The 18293-nt window shown below is 70.8% G+C and carries 18 protein-coding genes and 1 tRNA gene; 14 read left to right on the top strand and 5 right to left on the bottom strand.

All coding sequences use genetic code 11. The features are described 5' to 3' along the window. Nucleotides 1-85 precede the first annotated feature (85 nt). A complete protein-coding gene (gene cas3 / locus QM779_RS14865; protein WP_428536576.1) occupies nucleotides 86-2344 on the bottom strand; it encodes a CRISPR-associated helicase Cas3' in 2259 nt (752 codons plus the stop codon). A 151-nt stretch (nucleotides 2345-2495) separates the two neighbouring features. Between cas3 and QM779_RS14860 the strand changes: the two genes are divergently transcribed. After that, a complete protein-coding gene (locus QM779_RS14860; RefSeq protein WP_428536574.1) occupies nucleotides 2496-2660 on the top strand; it encodes a hypothetical protein in 165 nt (54 codons plus the stop codon). 18 nt (nucleotides 2661-2678) lie between these two features. Here the strand turns inward: QM779_RS14860 and QM779_RS14855 are convergent. Continuing rightward, nucleotides 2679-2751, bottom strand: a tRNA-Arg gene (locus QM779_RS14855). A gap of 292 nt (nucleotides 2752-3043) precedes the next feature. Here QM779_RS14855 and QM779_RS14850 point away from each other — a divergent pair. Beyond that, entirely contained in the window at nucleotides 3044-4891 is a 1848-nt protein-coding gene (locus QM779_RS14850) for a phosphoenolpyruvate carboxykinase (GTP) (RefSeq protein WP_428536572.1), read from the top strand. 288 nt (nucleotides 4892-5179) lie between these two features. Here QM779_RS14850 and QM779_RS14845 read toward each other — a convergent pair whose 3' ends face one another. Then, on the bottom strand, nucleotides 5180-6094 hold the full coding sequence (locus QM779_RS14845; RefSeq protein ID WP_428536570.1) for a DMT family transporter: 915 nt from the start codon (nucleotides 6092-6094) through the stop codon (nucleotides 5180-5182). A 214-nt stretch (nucleotides 6095-6308) separates the two neighbouring features. On the opposite strand from QM779_RS14845, the gene QM779_RS14840 reads away from it, so the two are divergent. Genes QM779_RS14840 through QM779_RS14810 form a run of 7 tightly spaced genes read left to right on the top strand, consistent with a single transcriptional unit; the run spans nucleotide 6309 to nucleotide 12464 of the window. After that, nucleotides 6309-7358, top strand: a complete 1050-nt coding sequence (locus tag QM779_RS14840) for a nucleoside hydrolase (RefSeq protein ID WP_428536568.1) — start codon at nucleotides 6309-6311, stop codon at nucleotides 7356-7358. A gap of 41 nt (nucleotides 7359-7399) precedes the next feature. Continuing rightward, a complete protein-coding gene (locus QM779_RS14835) occupies nucleotides 7400-8218 on the top strand; it encodes a hypothetical protein (RefSeq protein WP_428536566.1) in 819 nt (272 codons plus the stop codon). A 7-nt stretch (nucleotides 8219-8225) separates the two neighbouring features. Beyond that, complete coding sequence (locus QM779_RS14830) at nucleotides 8226-9005, top strand: energy-coupling factor transporter transmembrane component T family protein (protein ID WP_428536564.1); 780 nt, start codon at nucleotides 8226-8228, stop codon at nucleotides 9003-9005. After that, complete coding sequence (locus QM779_RS14825; RefSeq protein WP_428536562.1) at nucleotides 9002-9850, top strand: energy-coupling factor ABC transporter ATP-binding protein; 849 nt, start codon at nucleotides 9002-9004, stop codon at nucleotides 9848-9850. Before QM779_RS14830 ends, QM779_RS14825 begins: the two co-directional genes overlap by 4 nt. Next, nucleotides 9850-10662: an energy-coupling factor ABC transporter ATP-binding protein gene (locus QM779_RS14820; RefSeq protein ID WP_428536560.1), complete on the top strand. Its 813-nt coding sequence runs from the start codon at nucleotides 9850-9852 to the stop codon at nucleotides 10660-10662. The genes QM779_RS14825 and QM779_RS14820 overlap by 1 nt, the downstream gene beginning before the upstream one ends. Continuing rightward, nucleotides 10662-11513 carry a DMT family transporter gene (locus QM779_RS14815; protein WP_428536558.1) on the top strand — a complete coding sequence of 284 codons (852 nt, stop codon included), beginning with the start codon at nucleotides 10662-10664 and terminating at the stop codon, nucleotides 11511-11513. The genes QM779_RS14820 and QM779_RS14815 overlap by 1 nt, the downstream gene beginning before the upstream one ends. 12 nt (nucleotides 11514-11525) lie before the next feature. Continuing rightward, nucleotides 11526-12464: a family 43 glycosylhydrolase gene (locus QM779_RS14810; protein ID WP_428536556.1), complete on the top strand. Its 939-nt coding sequence runs from the start codon at nucleotides 11526-11528 to the stop codon at nucleotides 12462-12464. 487 nt (nucleotides 12465-12951) lie between these two features. Here QM779_RS14810 and QM779_RS14805 read toward each other — a convergent pair whose 3' ends face one another. Then, nucleotides 12952-14046, bottom strand: coding sequence for an NADH:flavin oxidoreductase/NADH oxidase (locus QM779_RS14805; protein WP_428536554.1), 1095 nt, complete (start codon nucleotides 14044-14046; stop codon nucleotides 12952-12954). Nucleotides 14047-14126: 80 nt separating this feature from the next. Here QM779_RS14805 and QM779_RS14800 point away from each other — a divergent pair, with 80 nt between their 5' ends. Together QM779_RS14800 and QM779_RS14795 are read left to right on the top strand one after the other, a co-directional pair. Beyond that, the gene (locus QM779_RS14800; protein WP_428536552.1) at nucleotides 14127-14738 is read left to right on the top strand and encodes a class I SAM-dependent methyltransferase; all 612 of its coding nucleotides are present in this window, start codon (nucleotides 14127-14129) and stop codon (nucleotides 14736-14738) included. Next, entirely contained in the window at nucleotides 14735-14974 is a 240-nt protein-coding gene (locus QM779_RS14795; RefSeq protein WP_428536550.1) for a hypothetical protein, read from the top strand. The genes QM779_RS14800 and QM779_RS14795 overlap by 4 nt, the downstream gene beginning before the upstream one ends. 46 nt (nucleotides 14975-15020) lie before the next feature. On the opposite strand, the gene QM779_RS14790 is transcribed toward QM779_RS14795, so the two are convergent. Beyond that, nucleotides 15021-15383, bottom strand: a complete 363-nt coding sequence (locus QM779_RS14790) for a winged helix-turn-helix transcriptional regulator (RefSeq protein WP_428538447.1) — start codon at nucleotides 15381-15383, stop codon at nucleotides 15021-15023. 116 nt (nucleotides 15384-15499) lie between these two features. On the opposite strand from QM779_RS14790, the gene QM779_RS14785 reads away from it, so the two are divergent. The 3 genes from QM779_RS14785 (at nucleotide 15500) to rnhA (ending at nucleotide 18290) form a co-directional block, all read left to right on the top strand. Continuing rightward, entirely contained in the window at nucleotides 15500-16144 is a 645-nt protein-coding gene (locus tag QM779_RS14785) for an NAD(P)-dependent oxidoreductase (protein WP_428536548.1), read from the top strand. Between the two features lie 662 nt (nucleotides 16145-16806). Then, on the top strand, nucleotides 16807-17838 hold the full coding sequence (locus QM779_RS14780; RefSeq protein ID WP_428536546.1) for an FUSC family protein: 1032 nt from the start codon (nucleotides 16807-16809) through the stop codon (nucleotides 17836-17838). A 5-nt stretch (nucleotides 17839-17843) separates the two neighbouring features. Next, entirely contained in the window at nucleotides 17844-18290 is a 447-nt protein-coding gene (rnhA, locus tag QM779_RS14775; RefSeq protein WP_428536544.1) for a ribonuclease HI, read from the top strand. Nucleotides 18291-18293: the final 3 nt, after the last annotated feature.

The raw sequence follows: 18293 nt of genomic DNA, 5'->3' as shown, positions 1-18293 counted from the left end.
GGGCCAGGTCTGACCCGGGGCGTACTCTCGGACACCCACAGATAAGGGTTGGGACTCCCAGCGACGGGCGCTGCGTCCATCGATCTCACCAGATCGTCCCAACCGAATCCAGAACCAGCCCACGGTCGGGATGGTAATCACCGCCCCAGACAGTCACTCCCGCCAGGCTTTCGATCTCCGGCCTCTCGTCAGCGCGGAACCGCGACACCGCGGCGCTGTACCGCTGGAGTAGCTGGCGCTCGGCGGCCCAGAGGACTGTCGCAGGTTGAGTTCTGAGTCGGTTCAGCAGCGCGGCCACCGCCTCACGATCACCAACAGGTCCGTAGTCGGTGACGACGACCGAGATGCTCTTGTCGTCGATCATCTGGAAGTTCTCCCGAACCGTCGGGAAGTCCCAGGCCGGCCGGGCTTCATCCACAAGGCGCGATCGCTCGCTGCCGGCAGCCACTCCGCTGTAGAACTGAATGTAGTACTCGGTGAGGGCCCGCGGATCGGCGAGGCTTCGGCCTCGCCGGGCGAAGAGGTCTCTTGTGATGGTTGTGGCACGTTGGTAGATACCGCCGGGGATCTGCCCGTCGGCCGGGTCGAACACGACGACGCGGCCGCCGCACACACCGAGGGAGCCTTCGCGGTTGCAGCGGCCGGCGCTCTGGACCAAGGACTCCGCTGGCGCCATGGCCCGGAAGACGACGGGGAAGTCGATGTCGACGCCGGCCTCGATCAGCTGTGTCGAAACCAGGATCACCGGTTCGCCCGCCGCCAGAAGGCTCCGAACCCGTGCCAGCACATCGGTGCGGTGCTGCCCACACATTCTCGTCGAGAGGTGGAGAACGTGGGCATGGCGCCCCTCGGCGACCAGTCGATGCAGGAGTTGCGCGTCGCCGGTTGAGTTGACAATGACCAACGCTTGCCTGAGCGAGCTCACCTCTTCGGCGATCGATTCCCATGTGCATGGATCGGGCCTGACGTCATAGGCCGCCCGCTGGCTCACCGCCGCAACCGAGTCCACCGGAAGGATGTCGAGGTGCGGTACGTCCTGCCAGACGGGCAGCTTCCAGAACGCAGGCTGGGTGGCCGAGGCAAGCAGCACTGTGACCCCGAAGTTCTCCGTGAGCTGCCGTAGCACCTGGAGAATCGTCGGCAGGAATTCGTACGGAAGCGCCTGGATCTCGTCGAACACGATGACGGAGTTGGCGATCCGGTGGAGCTTTCGCGCCGAGGCCGGCGTACCGCTGAAGATCGACTCGAACAACTGCACCGTTGTCGTGACGATGAACTCGGCGTCCCAGTTCTCTGAGCTCAGCCGTCGCCACCTGTCCTCAGCGATCTCGGGGTCAACGACGTTGCTGTGGTGTTCGAGCACCACCTGTACGTCCAAGTGCTCGAAAGCTCGTCGATACTCCGCGGCGTTCTGCGTTGTGATGGATGTGAACGGCACGGCGACGATAACCCGGTCTTGGCCCAAGACTGCTGCGTGGTTGAGCGCGAAGGCCGCCGCGGCCATCGTCTTGCCCGATCCCGTCGGGGCCGGCAGCCTGAACACCTTCGCGTCCATTGCTTGCGTCGCAGCGGCAACGCATCTTGCGAACACGCCGGTTCGTAGCTCGTTGAGCGCCGACGCCGGCGCCGACGCGTAGCGGTCCGCGTGCCAGGCCATGAAGTGATCTCTCAGGCACGTCATACCTCGCGGCGACGACACCCGCGGGGTCGACAGACTCGCGAAGTGCGCGGCGGTGTCGAGGAAGTCCGCATCGACGAGAGCGGAGTGAACCATGCGAACGAACAACTCGATGTCACGACGGGTGTCGACCGAGTGGTCACGCGTCAGGAACGCCGGCACAGCTACACCGCTGATAGCCGACGTCAGACAATCGGCCAACTCACACGCCGTGCGGCTCGCGACCGGCTCGAGCCCCGTCGGGAAGGCGATTGCCGCGTCAGCCGCATCGAGTACCTCTGCGCCATAGCGCGACAGAGCGTGGTGATGACCCCAGATCACCTGCTCGACGACGACCCTTGCCACCACGTTCTCTTGCAGGTATCGAGCAGCGAGACCAACACCCTCCCGCTTGTGCGGCACCCCAAGGCGTGGGCCGCCGTCAACGGCTCGACGGCGCAGGGCGTTCTGAACGTCAGCGCTCAACTTGCCAGCATCGTGCAACAGACCGGCGAGGTAAGCGACGCGCTCGCCACCAAATGCCAGGGCGAACTCGGCTGCGAGCTGAGCTGTGGAAAGTGAGTGCGCGGCGAAGTCGTGCCAAGTTCCGTTATGGCCGGGCGTGTGCGCGTAGACAGGCTCGTCCGGCGGCCAGGCCTCTCTCCAGCCCCCTCTGGGCTCCCCCATGACGACATGGTTTCATCCGCCATCCGACTACGTGCTCGAAGTCGGAATCTCGTACGCCATCACTACAACGAATCGATTGGTCTGTTCCGTGGGTCACGATTCGGATTTCTTGTCACGCCGGGCCCGGGGCCGGCGATCGTAGGATTCGACCATGTCAGAGACCACATCCTGGGAGGAACTGCGTGACCAGCGCCTCGCCCAGATGAGCGCGACCGAGAGGGCGGAGTACAACGCCGCCGCGCGCAAGGCCGAATCGCAACTCCGGCACTCTGAAGATCGAGATCGCCGCCGGAATGCACGAAGGGCCGGGCGTTGACGCCCAGCCCTTGCAACGCGCGCCTGGAGGGACTCGAACCCCCAACCTTCTGATCCGTAGTCAGATGCTCTATCCATTGAGCCACAGGCGCCGGTAAGCGTCGTCCAGACTACTCGACTGCGTCGGGGGGCGTCCAACCGGGCCCGGGCGGACGGCCGACGCCGGGTCTGGATCCCCGTCCCTGCCAGAGCTACCGTGGACGAAGCAACCCCCAGAGGCTGACCGGCGACACCGCCCAGCTTATAGCGCATCGACGCGCAAAATGGAAGATGCGCGAGAAGAACTGCACGAATGACCAAAGGCCTGCCACACGGCGTGCACGAATGCGACATTGGCGCATCGAACTCCGCCGCACAGCAGCGGCCAACGCCGAGGAGACGCCCGTGACTCTGCAGGACATCACGATCACCCAGAACGCCCCCGCGAACACCCCCGCCGATCTGCTCGCCTGGGTCTCCGAGATCGCCGCCCTCACCCGTCCCGACGCCGTCCAGTGGTGCGACGGGTCCGAGGCCGAGCGGGACCGGCTGTACGACGAGATGGTCACCTCCGGCACCTTCATCAAGCTGAACCCCGCCCTGCGTCCGGACTCCTACCTCACCCGCTCCGACCCCGCCGACGTCGCCCGCGTCGAGGCCCGCACCTTCATCTGCTCGGAGAACCCCGAGGACGCCGGCCCCACCAACAACTGGGCCGAGCCCGCCGCCATGAAGCAGACCCTGACCGAGCTGTTCAGCGGTGCGATGCGCGGACGCACCATGTACGTCATCCCCTTCACGATGGGCCCCCTCGGCGGCGACATCACCCGGCTCGGCGTCGAGATCACCGACAGCCCCTACGTCGTCGTCAGCATGCGCATGATGACCCGGATCGGCACCCCCGCCCTGGACGCGATCGCCGCCGGCGCCGCCTGGGTGCCCGCCGTCCACACGGTCGGCTACCCGCTCGTCGACGCCGAGGGCACCGCCCGTCCCGACGTGCCCTGGCCCTGCAGTGACACCAAGTACATCACCCACTTCCCCGAGACCCGCGAGATCTGGTCCTACGGCTCCGGCTACGGCGGCAACGCCCTCCTCGGCAAGAAGTGCTACGCCCTGCGGATCGCCTCGGTGATGGCCCGCGACGAGGGCTGGATGGCCGAGCACATGCTGATCCTCAAGATCACCTCCCCCGCCGGCAAGGAGTTCCACCTCACCGCCGCCTTCCCCTCCGCCTGCGGCAAGACCAACCTCGCCATGCTGCGTCCCACCATCCCCGGCTGGAAGGTCGAGACCGTCGGCGACGACATCGCCTGGATGCGCCCCGGCCCGGACGGACGCCTCTACGCGATCAACCCCGAGGCCGGCTTCTTCGGCGTCGCCCCCGGCACCTCCGAGGAGACCAACCCCACCTGCCTGCACGCCCTGCGCCACAACACGATCTTCACCAACACCGCCCTCACTGACGACGGCGACGTCTGGTGGGAGGGGCTCACCGCCGAGCCGCCCGCCCACCTCCTCGACTGGCAGGGCAACGACTGGACGCCCGGCTGCGGCCGTCCCGCCGCCCACCCCAACGCCCGGTTCACCGTCCCGGCCGCCCAGGCCGAGTCGATCGCCCCCGACTGGGAGGCCCCCGCCGGCGTCCCGATCGACGTGATCCTCTTCGGCGGACGCCGCGCCCGCAACGTCCCCCTGATCAGCGAGGCCTACGACTGGGAGCACGGCGTCTTCGTCGGCGCTACCGTCTCCTCCGAACAGACCGCCGCCGCCGAGGGCACCGTCGGCGCCCTGCGCCGCGACCCCTTCGCCATGCTGCCCTTCTGCGGCTACAACATGGCCGACTACTGGGCCCACTGGCTCGACATGGGCGCCACCCTCGGGGAGGCGGCGCCCCGCATCTTCCAGGTGAACTGGTTCCGCAAGGACGAGAACGGCAAGTGGCTGTGGCCCGGCTTCGGCGAGAACTCCCGTCCGATCGAGTGGGCCCTGCGCCGCGTCGCCGGCGAGATCGACGCCCTCGACGCGATCTCCGGACGCATCCCCGCCCCCGGCGACCTCAACCTCGACGGACTCGACATCAGCGACGACGACCTCGCCGCCCTGTTCGCCCTCGACCCGCAGGCCTGGGGCAAGGAGGCCGACCTCACCGAGGAGTACTTCGCCCAGTTCGGCGACAAGGTGCCCGCCGCCCTCACCGACCAGCTCGCCAACCTCCGCGCCCGCATCGCCGAGGCGATGGACGCCGAGTAGCGCGGGACGCTGCGGACGGCGTTCTCCCGGAGATCCCGGGTTACGCGCACCCCCTCCTGTCATCCCGGCGAAAGCCGGGATCTCGCGGACACAGCCGACGGCATCAACACGGAGATCCCGGGTCAAGCCCGGGATAACAAGCCCACTTCACCCCGTCATCCCGGCGAAAGCCGGGATCTCGCGGACACAGCCGACGGCAACCACACGGAGATCCCGGGTCAAGCCCGGGATGACAGAGCAACCCACCAGTCATCCCGCGGAGATCCCGGGTCAAGCCCGGGATGACGATCAGCCGAAGCGGACGAGGGCGACGCCGAGGACGACGAGGGCGGCGCCGACGATGCGCAGTGGCGTCACCGGGCGGCGGGGGACGCCCATCCATCCGCCGTGGTCGAACAGCAGGCCGGTGACCACCTGGCCGAGCAGCGTGATGCTGACCGCCAGCGACGTCCCGATCATCGGGGCGTTGTAGGCGTTCACCAGCACGAACATCGCGCCGAGCAGGCCGCCGGTGAAGTGCCACGGCTTAAACTCCCCCGACCGGCGGACGCGCTGCCGCGTGACGACGCAGATCACCGCCAGGCCCACCGCCCCGACCAGGAACGAGACCATCGCCGCGGCGAGCGCCGACCCCATCGACTGGCCCAGCCGGCCGTTCACCGTCGTCTGGATCGCGCCGAGCGACCCCGCCAGCACGGCCACCACCCACAGCACCACGTGGCTGCGCGCGTGGCCCGGCTGCGGCTGCGTCCCCGCCGGTCGGCCCGCGAGGTTCACCAGCACCGCCCCACCCACCACCAGCGCTGCGCCCAGCGCCCGCACCCACGTCAACGGGTGCACGCCGGCGCCGAAGGCGCCCGTCCCGTCAATCAACAGCCCGCCGAACACCTGGCCCACCAGCGGCAGCACCACCGTCGCCGACGCGCCGATCCGCGGCAACAGGACGATGTTCAGCGTCAGGAAGACCAGCCCGCACAGGCCGCCGACCCAGATCCACCACGGCTGGGACGCGGCCGTCGCCGCCCACGGCACCGCCGTCCCCGTCACCAGCACGGCCGCAGCCAGCGCGAGCGTCCCCACCGTGAACGAGACCAGCGACGCGGGCAGGATCGCCCCCAGCCGACCCGACAGCCGGGAGTTGATCGAGGTCTGCAGGGGGATGACCCCGCCAGCGACCAACCCCAGCACCAGCGCGAGCAGCACGTCCGATCTCCCTTCCGGCTCCGCGCAGCGACCCTAGACCCTCACCGCGGGCGTCTGTATGGTGATCCCGCGGTCGGCGGTGGCCGCCACGATGACAGGGGAGTCATTGTCTGGATAGGTCGGAGCCGACACGCGCGGGACGCACCGTGCGCAGGCCGAGACCGTACAGCATGATCCAGACCATTCCGCTCGCCCTCACGTCCCAGGAGAGACCGTGGCCGAACCCCGCCGTACCCGAGTGCCCCTGATCGCCGACGTCGACACCGGCATCGACGACTCCCTCGCGCTGCTGTACCTGATGGCCAGCCCCGAGGCCGAACTGCTCGCCATCACCTGCACCGCCGGCAACGTCGCGGCCCGCCAGGTGGCGAAGAACAACCTCGCTTGGCTCGAGTTGTGCGACTACGCGGACGTGGAGGTCGCCCTCGGCGCCGAGGTCCCGATCGTCCAGCCGCTGGTGACCACGGAGGAGACCCACGGCCCCCAGGGCATCGGCTATGCCGAGCTGCCCGAGCCGACCCGCCCGCTCTCGTCCCGGCACGCCACCGAGGTCTGGATCGACAACGCCCGCCGGCGTCCGGGCGAGATCACGGGCCTGATCACCGGCCCGCTGACCAACCTCGCGCTCGCCGTGAAGCTCGAACCCGAACTTCCCCTCCTGCTCAAGCGGATCGTGATCATGGGCGGCGCGTTCAACCACCCCGGCAACACCCGTCCCACCACCGAGTGGAACATCGCCGTCGACCCGGACGCGGCCAAGATCGTCTTCGACGCGTTCTCCGTCGTCCCCGAGGACCGGCGGCCCGTGGTGTGCGCGCTGGACGTCACCGAGCGGATCGTCATGACGCCCGCCCACATCGCCGAACTCGCCGAGGTGGCCGGCAGCACGCCGGCGGAGGTCGTCTCGCCGGACGACGAGCCGGGCACCCGCTCGACGGCGTCCAACCCCGTCGTGCGGCACCTCAGCGACGCGGTGCGCTTCTACATGGAGTTCCACCGCGCCTACGACCAGGGCGGCTTCATCGCCCACATGCACGACCCGTTCGCCGCGGCGGTCGCGCTCGACCCCTCCCTGGCCACCACCCGCGCCGCGACCGTCGACCTCGAGCTGGCCGGAACGCTCACCCGCGGCCAGACCGTCGCCGACTGGCGTGGCATGTGGGGACGGGGCCCGAACGCTGACATCGTTGTCGACACCGACCCCGACGAGTTCTTCCGTCGCACCATCGAGCGCGTCGGGGCCCTCGCCCGCAGCATCGCCTGATCCCTGTTCACCCGATCGACCAGATGCAAGGAGGAACACCAATGACCACCACGACTCCCGACCCGGCCCGGACCCGAAACCTCATCCTCGTCACGGCCGGCACGATCATCGTCGTCGCGACCTACCTCTACCTCGTCCTCGGCCAGCCCGCGGAGGTGGCCGAGTCCAGCACCAGCCGCGCGTCGCTGATCGCGATCGCCGGCTACCTGATCGGCGCCGTCCTGCTCGCCGCCGGCTCGATCCACCGGCTGCCCACGACCACGATCGCCATGATCCCGGTCGCGATCGCCCTCAACATCGTCGTCGGCCAGATCGTCGCCACCCTCGGGCTCCCGGTCTACCTCGATTCGATCGGGACGGTGCTCGTCTCCGCGCTGGCCGGACCAGCGGCCGGTGTCGTCACCGGCATCCTCACCAACGTGATCTGGGGCCTCACGCTCAGCCCGATCGCCCTGCCGTACGCGGTCGTCCAGGTCGCCATCGGCGTCCTCGCCGGCAACGCGGCCCGGCTCGGCATGTTCCGCAAGGTCTACCTCGCGCCGATCGCCGGCGCGATCACCGGCGTCGTCGCGGCCATGATCTCCGCCCCGATCTCCGCCTTCATCTACGGCGGCGCGACGGGCGGCGGCACCGGCGCGATCGTGGGCGCGTTCCAGGCGATGGGCCAGTCGCTGCTCGCCGCGACGACCCTGCAGGGCCTGCTGTCCGACCCGCTCGACAAGCTGATCACGTTCACGGTCGTCGCGCTCATCCTCACCGCGCTGCCGACCCGGTTCCTGCAACGGTTCCCGTTCGTCCGCGAGCACAGGGTGTTCAGCAGGAAGGCCGCCGCGCCCGCCGAGACGACCACGCAGGCCTGAGCCGGACGTGGCCTCGACCCTCTACGTCGACCAGCCCTCCCCGGTCCACCGGCTCAACCCGGTGACCAAGCTGGTCGCGCTGCTGTGCATCATCGTGATCGTCTTCGCGATCCCGGTGTGGTGGGCGGCGGCGATCGTGCTGGTCGTGGTCATCGTCCCCGCCGCCGTGGCGTCCCGCTGCGGCGGCAGGCTGGCCCGGATCGGCGGGCAGATCCTGCTCCCGATCGTGCTCGTGCTGGTCATCGTGCAGGGCCTCACGTTCCCCGGCGGCGAGACGCCGGTGTGGCAGTGGGGCGTCCTGACCGTCACCTCGGAGGGGCTGGTCTTCGCGCTGAACATCGGGGCGCGGATCATCTGCCTCGTGCTCGCGTCCGTGCTGCTCGTGCTGACCACGCACCCGGGCGACCTGATGTCGGCGCTCACCGAGCGCGGCATGTCGCCGAAGTTCAGCTACATCATCAGCTCGACGCTGCAGCTGATCCCCGCCTTCCGCGACCGGGCCGACAGCATCCTGCTCGCCCAGCAGGCGCGCGGCCTGACCGTGCCGAAGAACCCCGTCCGGCGGCTGCCGGTGCTGATGCCGCTGCTCGGGCCACTCGTCCTCGGCATGTTCACCGACGTCGAGGAGCGCTCCACGGCCATGGAGGCGCGCGGCTTCGGTTCCACCGCGCGGCGCACGTCCCTCGTCCCCGTCGCCGACAGCCCCGCCCAGCGCGTCGCGCGCTGGATCATGCCCCTGATCGCGCTCGCAGCGATCGTCGTCCCGCTCATCCTGGAAGCCCTGTGATCCGCCTCACCGACGTCACCTACACCTATCCGGACGCCCCCCGGCCCACGCTCGAGCATGTCAGCCTCGAGGTCGAGAAGGGGACGATCACCGGCGTCCTCGGCGCGTCCGGGGCCGGCAAGACGACGCTGGCCAAGATCATCGCCGGGTTCATCCCGCAGGTGGACGGCGGGGACCTGACCGGGGCGATCGAGGTGGACGGACGCGACCTCACCGGGCTGACGCTCGTCGAGGCGGTGTCGCGGGTGGGGCTGGTGATCCAGAACCCCTTCAACCAGATCTCCGGCGCCCGCTACTCGGTGCGAGAGGAGATCGCGTTCGGCCTGGAGAACTTCGGGACACCGCGGGAGGAGATGGCCGAGCGGGTCGCCGAGGTCGCCGAGCTGCTGCGGATCACGCCGCTGCTCGACCGGTCCCCCTACGCACTGTCAGGCGGGCAGATGCAGCTGGTCGCGATCGCGTCCATGCTCGTCCTGCGCACGCCCGTGCTGGTGATGGACGAGCCCACGTCCCAGCTGGACCCCGCCGGCACCCGGCTGGTCTTCGACGTGCTGTCGAGGCTGACCGACGCGGGCGTGACCGTGATCATCTTCGAGCACAAGCTCGAACTGCTGCACGAGCACGCGTCGCGGCTGCTGGTGGTCGCCGACCGCACGATCGCCGCGTCCGGCGAGCCGACCGCGATCCTCGCCGACCCCCGCACGGCCGAGTGGGGGGTGGGCGCCACCCGCTACACCCGCGCCGGACGGCTCGCCCGCGAGCGGGGGCTGCTGCCCGCGTCCACCCCGCTGCCGGTCTCGTTCGACCAGGCGGTGGCCACCTTCTCGCGCGACGGGAGGTCGTGATGAGCATCGGCGTCCGCTTCGAGGACCTGCGCTTCCGCTACCCGAGCGGTGTCGAGGCGATCCAGGGCGTGACCCTGGCGGTCGGGCCGGGCGAGCGGGTCGCGATCGTCGGCCAGAACGGCGCAGGCAAGACCACGCTGGTGCGGCACCTCAACGGCATCTTCCGGCCCACGTCCGGGACCGTGGTGGTCGGGGACGCGCCCACCACCGACCGCTCGATCGCGCAGCTGGCCGCGCAGGTCGGGTACGTGTTCCAGAACCCCGACGAGCAGATCTTCGCCAGCACCGTCCGCGCCGACGTCGAGTTCGGGCCGCGCAACCTCGGGATGAGCGCCTCGGAGACCACCGAGCGGGCGATGGCCGCGCTGGCCACCGTCGGGCTGGCCGCGGAGGCGGAGAACCACCCGCTGCACCTGTCGCTCAGCGAGCGCAAGCGGGTCGCGCTGGCCGGCGTGCTGGCGATGGCGACCCCGGTCGTCGTGCTGGACGAGCCCACCACCGGCCAGGACGCGCGCGGCATCGACATGATCGCCGGCGTCGTCGAGGGCCTGGAGGCCGAGGGACGCACGGTGATCGCGATCACCCACGACATGGACTTCTGCGCCGAGCACTTCGACCGCGTGATCGTGATGGCGCAGGGGCAGGTGCAGGCCGACGGCCACCCCGAGGACGTGTTCGGACAGTCGGGGGCGCTGGCGCTCGCCGCAGTGGAGCCGCCCCAGCTGTTCCGGCTGGCCGACCACCTGGGCTGGACGCGGCGCCCGCTGCGGGTGGAGGCCTTCGTGGACGCCTTCGCCGACGAAGCCGGCTGATGACCGGGGTCCTCCTGCTCGGCCTGCTCGCCTCGGTGTGCTTCGGCACGTCCGACTTCCTCGGGGGGACGCTGAGCCGGCGCGTGCCGCTGCTCACCGTCCTGCTGCTCTCGCAGGTGGTCGGGGTGCTGGTGACGTTGACCCGGCTGGGCAGCGGCGAGGCGCCCGGCGATGTGGGGCCGGCGCTGCTGTGGGGAGTCGTCGGCGGGCTGGCGGTCGCGGTCGGGGTCTCCTGCCTCTACGAGGCGCTCGCGACGGGGACGATGGGCGTCGTCGCCCCGATCGCCGCGCTGAGCGTGGTCGTGCCGGTGGTGGCGGGGGTGGCCGGCGGCGACCCGGTCACGCCGGCGCTGGTGGCGGGGATCGTCGTCGCGGTGGCGGGGACGGTGCTGGCCAGCGGGCCGGAACTGCGGGCGGGAACGGGGCGGAAGGGCTCGGGCGCCCGTCCGATCGTGCTGGCGCTGCTGTCCGCGCTCGGCTTCGGCGTCTCCAACCTCACGATCGCGCTGGGCAGCAGCCACCACGTCACCACGACGCTGCTGGCCAACATGGTCACGACGCTGGTCGTGTACGTCGTCGTCGCGCTCGTCCGGCGGCACGTGCCGCGGGCGTCCGGACGCGACCTGGCCGGGATCGCCGCGATCGGCGTCCTCGGGTTCGGCGCGAACCTGTGCTTCGCGCTGGCCAGCCGGTCCGGGGCGCTGTCGGTGGTGGCGGTGTTCGCGTCCCTGTTCCCCGTGGTGACCGCCCTGCTCGGCTGGTGGGTGCACCACGAGAGGCTGCGCGCCGTGCAGGTGGTCGGCGTCATCATGGTGTTCGCGGGAGTCGGCGTCCTCGCCGCGACGAGTTGAAAGGGGTTCGGGGTGTTCGCACTGCCCGATTCATGGGTCTGGGACTTCTGGACGGCCGACGACGGTGAGCGGTACCACCTGTTCTTCCTTTTCGCGTCCCGGGCGCTGCACGATCCGGACGCTCGGCACTTCCGGGCGGGGATCGGCCACGCGGTCTCGACCGACCTGACCACGTGGACGCGGGTCGAGGACGCGCTCGTCCACGGGGAGGCCGGGACGTTCGACGACGTCGCCACGTGGACCGGGTCGGTGATCCGGCACCCGGACGGCACGTGGTACCTCTTCTACACGGGGACGTCCTTCGCCGCGTCCGGCAGCAACATGCAGCGGGTGGGGCTGGCCACGTCCCCCGACCTGTTCACGTGGACGCGACAGGGCATGGTCGCGGAGGCCGACCCGCGCTGGTACGAGGAGCTGGACGGCGGCTGGAACGACTGGGCGTTCCGTGACCCGTGGGTGTTCGCCGACCCCGGCGGGGACGGCTGGCACCTGCTGGTGACCGCGCGCGGGAGCACCGGCCCGATCGACGACCGTGGCGTGGCCGGACACTGCTGGAGCCCCGACCTGCGCACGTGGGAGGTCCGTCCGCCCGCCTCAGAGGTGGGTCAGGGGTTCGGCCAGCTCGAGGTGATGCACACCGTCGAGGTGGACGGGCAGTGGTTCCTGCTGTTCAGTTGCCTCGGCAAGGACGTCTCCGACGCCCGCAAGGGCACGACCCCCGGCGGCAGCTGGGCGGCGCGCGCGGACGGCCCACTCGGACCCTTCGACCTCGCCGGCGCCGAGGTGATCTCGCCGCCCGGGCTCTACGTGGGACGCCTCGTCCAGCTGCGCGACACCGGGGAGTGGCGGTTCCTCGCGTTCGTCGACCAGGAGCCCGACGGCAGCTTCGGCGGCCGCATCATCGACCCCCTCCCCGTCCGCGTCGAGGACGGACGCCTGGTCGTCGGCTGACGGCGGGCGACGGTACGAGGGGACGGTTCCTTCGTGCCGGGTCCGAGGGGACGGTTCCTTCGTGCGGGCGGCCCTTCGTGACGGCCGGCGGGTTCGTTCCTCACCCGTCAGCCTCCTCAGGGACCGTTGCTTCAGGCCGGGCTCCTCATTGGTGGCGCCTGGCGCGGTGCCGTCCAGAGGCGGGTGCGGGGATGGCGATCTCTCTGGGCGGTCCCTGAGGAGCGGTCGTGAGGGACGAGCGAACGCGTCACGAAGGGCGCCCGCCCGAGACGTCGAGGGCCACCGTTCGTGTCCGAGAGCCCGCGTTCCCGTCGAGGGCCCCGCGTCCAGACAAGGGCCCTCGACGGGAACGGTGGCTCTCGGCGATGTCGAGGTGGAGCCGAACCGGTCGTCGGCTCACCGCGATCCCCCAATGCGGCACGTTAGGAACCGTCCCCATCGTGCCGTCCCGCGTACTGGCACGATGGGGACGGTTCCTAGCGTGCCGTCAGCGGACGGGTTCGGCGGCCGGCCAGCGGCCGCGGAGGTAGGACGCGGGGTAGCGGGCGCCCCGCTCGCAGTCGAGTTCGGCGGCGGCGCGCAGCGGCCAGGACGGCTCGCGCAGCGCGACGCGGGCGAGTGCGACCGCGTCCGCCGAACCCTCGTCGAGGATCGCCTGCGCCTGCGCGGGCTCGGTGATCAGGCCGACAGCGCACACCGGCAGCCCGGCCTTGCGGACGGCGCGGGCCAGCGGCACCTGGTAGCCGGGTCCGGCCGGGATGTGCGCGACCACGTTGCCGCCCGACGACACGTGCACCAGGTCGACGCCGTGGCCGGCCAGGATTCCGGCGAGCTCGGTGGTCTCCTCGACCCCGAGGCCGCCCTCGGTCCACTCGGTCGCCGACAACCGCACGAACAGCGGCTTGTCCTCCGGCCAGGCCGCGCGCACCGCGTCCACCACCTCAACGAGCAGCCGGGACCGTCCGGCGAGGTCGCCGCCGTAGCCGTCGGTGCGGTGGTTCGACAGCGGCGAGAGGAACTCGTGCAGCAGGTAGCCGTGCGCGGCATGGACCTCGACCACGTCGAAGCCCGCCTCGTCCGCCCGCCGTGCCGCCGCGGCGAACCCGTCCACCACGCGGGCCAGGTAGGAGTCGTCGGCCGCGGTCGGCGTCACCAGCCCAGGGAACGGGATCGCCGACGGCCCGAACGTCTCCCAGCCCCCGTCCGACAGCGGCACCGAACCCGACCCGGGCGCGTCGAAGTCGCGATACGTGGACGCCTTGCGCCCCGCGTGCGCGAGCTGGATGCCCATCGTCGCGCCCTGCCCGTGGCAGAAGCCGACGATGCGCGCCCACGCGTCCCGCTGCCGGTCGTCCCAGATCCCCGTGCACTGCGGCGTGATCCGGCCCTCGGGCAGCACGCCGGTCGCCTCGGCGATCAACAGGCCGAAGCCGCCGCACGCCCGCGCGCCGAGGTGGACGAGGTGCCAGTCGGTCGGCACCCCGTCCTTCCCCTCGCACTGGTACTGGCACATCGGCGCCAGGAAGATCCGGTTCGGGATGGTGAGGCCGCGCAGCGTCAGCGGGTCGAAAAGGGACGACATGGTTACAGGTTAGGTACGGCTCTGTTGCAGGAGGCGTGCCGTCCGCTTTTCCCGCCTAGCCTCGCCGCAGGAAGGTGGGCATGACGGACGCAGCGAGCTGGCGGGACAGCCTCGCCGCAGCCGCGACGGCCTGGGAGATCACCCCCAACCCGTTCGTGGTGGCGGCGTGCCGACGCCTGCGTCCGGGACGTGCCCTCGACCTCGGCGCCGGCGAGGGCGGCAACGCCATCTGGCTGGCCGGACGCGGCTGGCACGTCACCGCCGTCGACCGTGCCACCGTCTCCATCGGACGCATCCAGGGCCGCTCCGCGCTGCTCAACCGGCCGGTGGACGCCATCGTCGCGGACGCGCTGGCGTACCAGCCGCGTCCGGACAGCTTCGACCTGATCCTGCTCAGCTACCTCGAGCTGCCCGAGCCGCAGTTGCGCCGCGTCCTCGGCCACACCGTCCCTGCGCTCGCGGTGGGCGGCACCGTCCTGGTCGTCGGCTGCGACTCGGCCAACCTCGAGGGCGGCTGGGGCGGCCCGCAGGACCCCGACCTGCTCACCACGCCCGACCGTCTCGCCGCGATGCTCACCGACCTGGGCCTGGACGTGCGCCGCGCGGAGGTCGTGCGCCGGGAGGTCGCGTCCGACGTGGGCTTCCACACCGCCCTCGACCACGTCGTGGAGGCGGTACGGTCGGCGGCGTGACCGACGAGCAGACGTTGCGGGCGTGGTGGGACAGCCTCAGCGCGGAGCAGAGGGCGCGGGCGGCCGTGATCGCCGCGCGTCCGGCACCCCGCGGGATGGCCGTCGACGACCTGTCCGCGTCCATGATCGTGGCCGGGTTGCCCACCTCGCGTCCGGTGTGGACGGGGCAGCCCGAGCACCTGGTCGAGATGCTCGACGAGGTCGCGGCCTTCGTGGCGCGGGCGTCGGCGGGCTGAGTTGCTGCCGGACGCCCCGCTCTCGCCCGGCGTCCGGGGTGTGGCGCTACCGCTCGTCGTAGCTGCGCTGCGCGCTGAGCACGCCGTCGGCGTGGGCGACCGCCCACTCCTCCAGCGCGTGCAGCGGCTCGCGGAGCGAATGGCCGGCGGCGGTCAGCTCGTACTCCACCCGCGGCGGCACCTCGGCGTGGACAGTGCGGGTGGCCAGGCCGTCGCGCTCCAGGTTGCGCAGGGTCTGGGTGAGCATCTTCTGCGAGATGCCGCCGATCCGACGGGTGATCTCCGAGAACCGCAGTGGTCCGTCCGCGAGCGTGCCGACGACGAGCACCGTCCAGCGGTCGCCGATCAGGTCGAGCAGGCGCCGGCTGGGACATTCGCGGGCGTACGGGTCGAAGGCCGGTCGGGTCATGGTCACCGAACTGTTCATTGGTTACCTTCAGGTGCCTTCTTGCTCACGGTTAGTTGGTTACCTATCGTAAGTAGTGAAGTCACAGATGTGAAGACCACTCGGAAGGAAGCAGCAGAATGGCAAAGATCACCGTCCTCGGAGGCACCGGTTACGCGGGCGCCCACATCGTCGCCGAGGCCGCAGCGCGCGGCCACGAGGTGACGTCGTGGTCGCGCCACGAGCCCGCGCAGCCCGTCGAAGGCGTGACCTACCGCACCGGTTCCGTGCTCGAGGACGGGACGCTGGCCGCTGTCGTCGAGGGCGCGGATGTCGTCGTCGAGACGTTGTCGCCGCGTGGCGAACTGGTCGGGAAGGTGCGCGGGCTGGCTGCGCAGCTGGCCGATCTCGCCGCGCAGGCGGGCGCCCGGCTCGGCGTGGTCGGCGGCGCCGGGTCGCTGCTGGTCGAGGAGGGCGGCCCGCGACTGGTCGACACCGACGCGTTCGCCGAGGAGTACCGTCCGGAGGCCCTGCAGCTGGCCGGCGTCCTGGACGACCTGCGCGCCCGCGAGGACGCGCTGGACTGGTTCTTCGTCAGCCCGGCCGTCGAGTTCGGCCCGTGGGCGGACGGCCCGCGCACCGGCGCGTACCGCAGCGGTGGCGACCTGGTCGTGGCCGACGCCGACGGCCGCTCCACGATCACCGGCTCCGACTTCGCGGTCGCCCTCGTCGACGAGATCGAGACTCCGAAGCACTCCCGCCAGCGCTTCACCGTCGCTTACTGATCTCTGACCCGTCCGCGGCACGATGGGGACGGTTCCTGTCGTGCCGCGCTTGGGTGCCTGTGCGGTCGCGTCCACCACAAAGTGGACGGTTCTGCGGCGAACTCACGACTTTCCGTCCACCTTGACGGCTACCGCGGTCGCGTCCACCACAAGGTGGACCGTTCTGCGGCGAACTCGCGACTTTCCGTCCACCACAACGTGGACCGGGCCGACGCCCCCACCACCGCGGCACCCGTCCACCACAGAGTGGACGCTTCCGCGGTGAACTCGCGGTTTTCCGTCCACTTTGACGCCGCCCCGGCCCCGTCCACTACAAGGTGGACGGTTGTGCGGCGAACTCACGACTATCCGTCCACCACAACGTGGACCGGGCCGACGCCCAGCGCACCTCGAGCCAGCCCCCGTCCACCACAACGTGGACGGGAAGGCGAGACCCCGGGTCAAGCCCGGGGTGACAGTGGCGGCGGCGCCCACCACAACAGGGGCCAGCTCCTGTCCACTACAAGGTGGACGCTTCTGCGGCGAACTCACGACTATCCGTCCACCTTGACGGCGGCCCGGCCCCCGTCCACCACAAAGTGGACCGTTCCGCGGCGAACTCACGAGTTTCCGTTCACCTTGTGGTGGACGGGGCGGGGGCGGGATCTGGCGATAATGGCGGCGTGGGAGCGGACGGGGCGTGGCGGCGGGCCGGTGGGCGGCTGCGGACGGCGCTGTTCACGTGGCGCGAGGCTCCGGGCGCGCACCGGGTGGCGGCGCGGGTGATGCTCGTGCTGCTCGTGGCGCTGTCCACGCTGCTCGCGCTCGGCCGCATCGACCTCGCCCCCTACGCCAGCTTCGGCGCGTTCGCGTCCCTCTACGGCGGAGCCCTTCGCCGCCACGACCGGTGGCCGTTCCAGGCCCGCCAGGGCGTCCTGCTCACCCTCGCCGTCACCAGCGGCTGCCTCGTCGCCACCACGCCGATCGCCGCCTGGCTGGTGATCCCCGTGGCCGGAGCATGGACGGCGCTGGCCGCGGCGCTGTCCGACCGGTACCGCTGGCGTCCGCCCGGCCCGCTGTTCTTCGTGTTCGCCGTCGCCACCAGTGCGGCCATCCCGGTCAGCGCAACCACCGTCGGCCTTGCCGCGCTGGCCTGCGCGGCCACCGCCACACTCGCCGTCCTCCTCGGCGCGGCAGAGGTCGCGATCTGGGGCGGCACCGACGACGACCACCCGGCCTGGGCCATCCGCTGGGAGCGCTGGCGCGTCCAGGCCGTCCGCTGCAGCATGGCGGTGATGGTGGCGGGCCTCATCTCCACGCTCGCCGGCATCGAGCGTCCCTACTGGGCGATGATCGCCGCCGTCGTCCCCCTCACCGTGCCCGGGTTGGGCCACCAGCTCACCCGCGCCCTGCACCGGGTTCTCGGGACGCTTGTCGGCGTCCTGTTGGCCGGCGTGCTGCTCGCCCTGCAGCTGCCCGGGCCGGCCGTGGTCGTCGCCGTCGTCCTCCTGCAGGGCGCCGCCGAACTCCTGGTCGTGCGCCACTACGGGCTCGCGCTGGTGTTCATCACCCCGCTCGCCCTTCTGCTGGGATCGCTGGGGCACACCGGTCCCGTCCTGCCCGTGCTCGAGGCCCGGCTCGTCGAGACCCTGATCGGCACCGCGGTCGGCGCACTGGCCGCGTTCCTCACCCGCGAGCGCGGACGGCTAGGGTGACGGCGATGACTGACCAGACCACCGTCCACATGTGGACCGACGGCGCCTGCAAGGGCAACCCCGGGCCGGGCGGCTGGGGCGTCCTGATGACCTACGGCGAGCACACCAAGGAGATGTTCGGCGGCGACCCGCTGACCACCAACAACCGGATGGAACTGCTGGCGGTGATCCGCGGGCTGGAGTCGCTGACCCGGCCCAGCGACGTGCACCTCCACGTCGACTCGTCCTACGTCATGAACGGCATGACGAAGTGGATCCACGGCTGGAAGCGCAACGGCTGGCGCACCGCCGACAAGAAGCCGGTCAAGAACGCCGAACTGTGGCAGGAGCTCGAGGCCCTGATCGGGAAGCACCAGGTGCGCTGGGAGTGGGTGAAGGGCCACGCCGGCGACCCCGGCAACGAGCGCGCCGACCAGCTGGCCAACCTCGGGGTGGACCAGGTTCGCGGCTGAGGA

The sequence above is a fragment of the Propionicimonas sp. genome, assembly GCF_049840635.1.
In the GTDB taxonomy this organism is placed as follows: Bacteria; Actinomycetota; Actinomycetes; order Propionibacteriales; family Propionibacteriaceae; genus Propionicimonas.
This window is presented reverse-complemented; position numbering and strand designations above follow the sequence as displayed.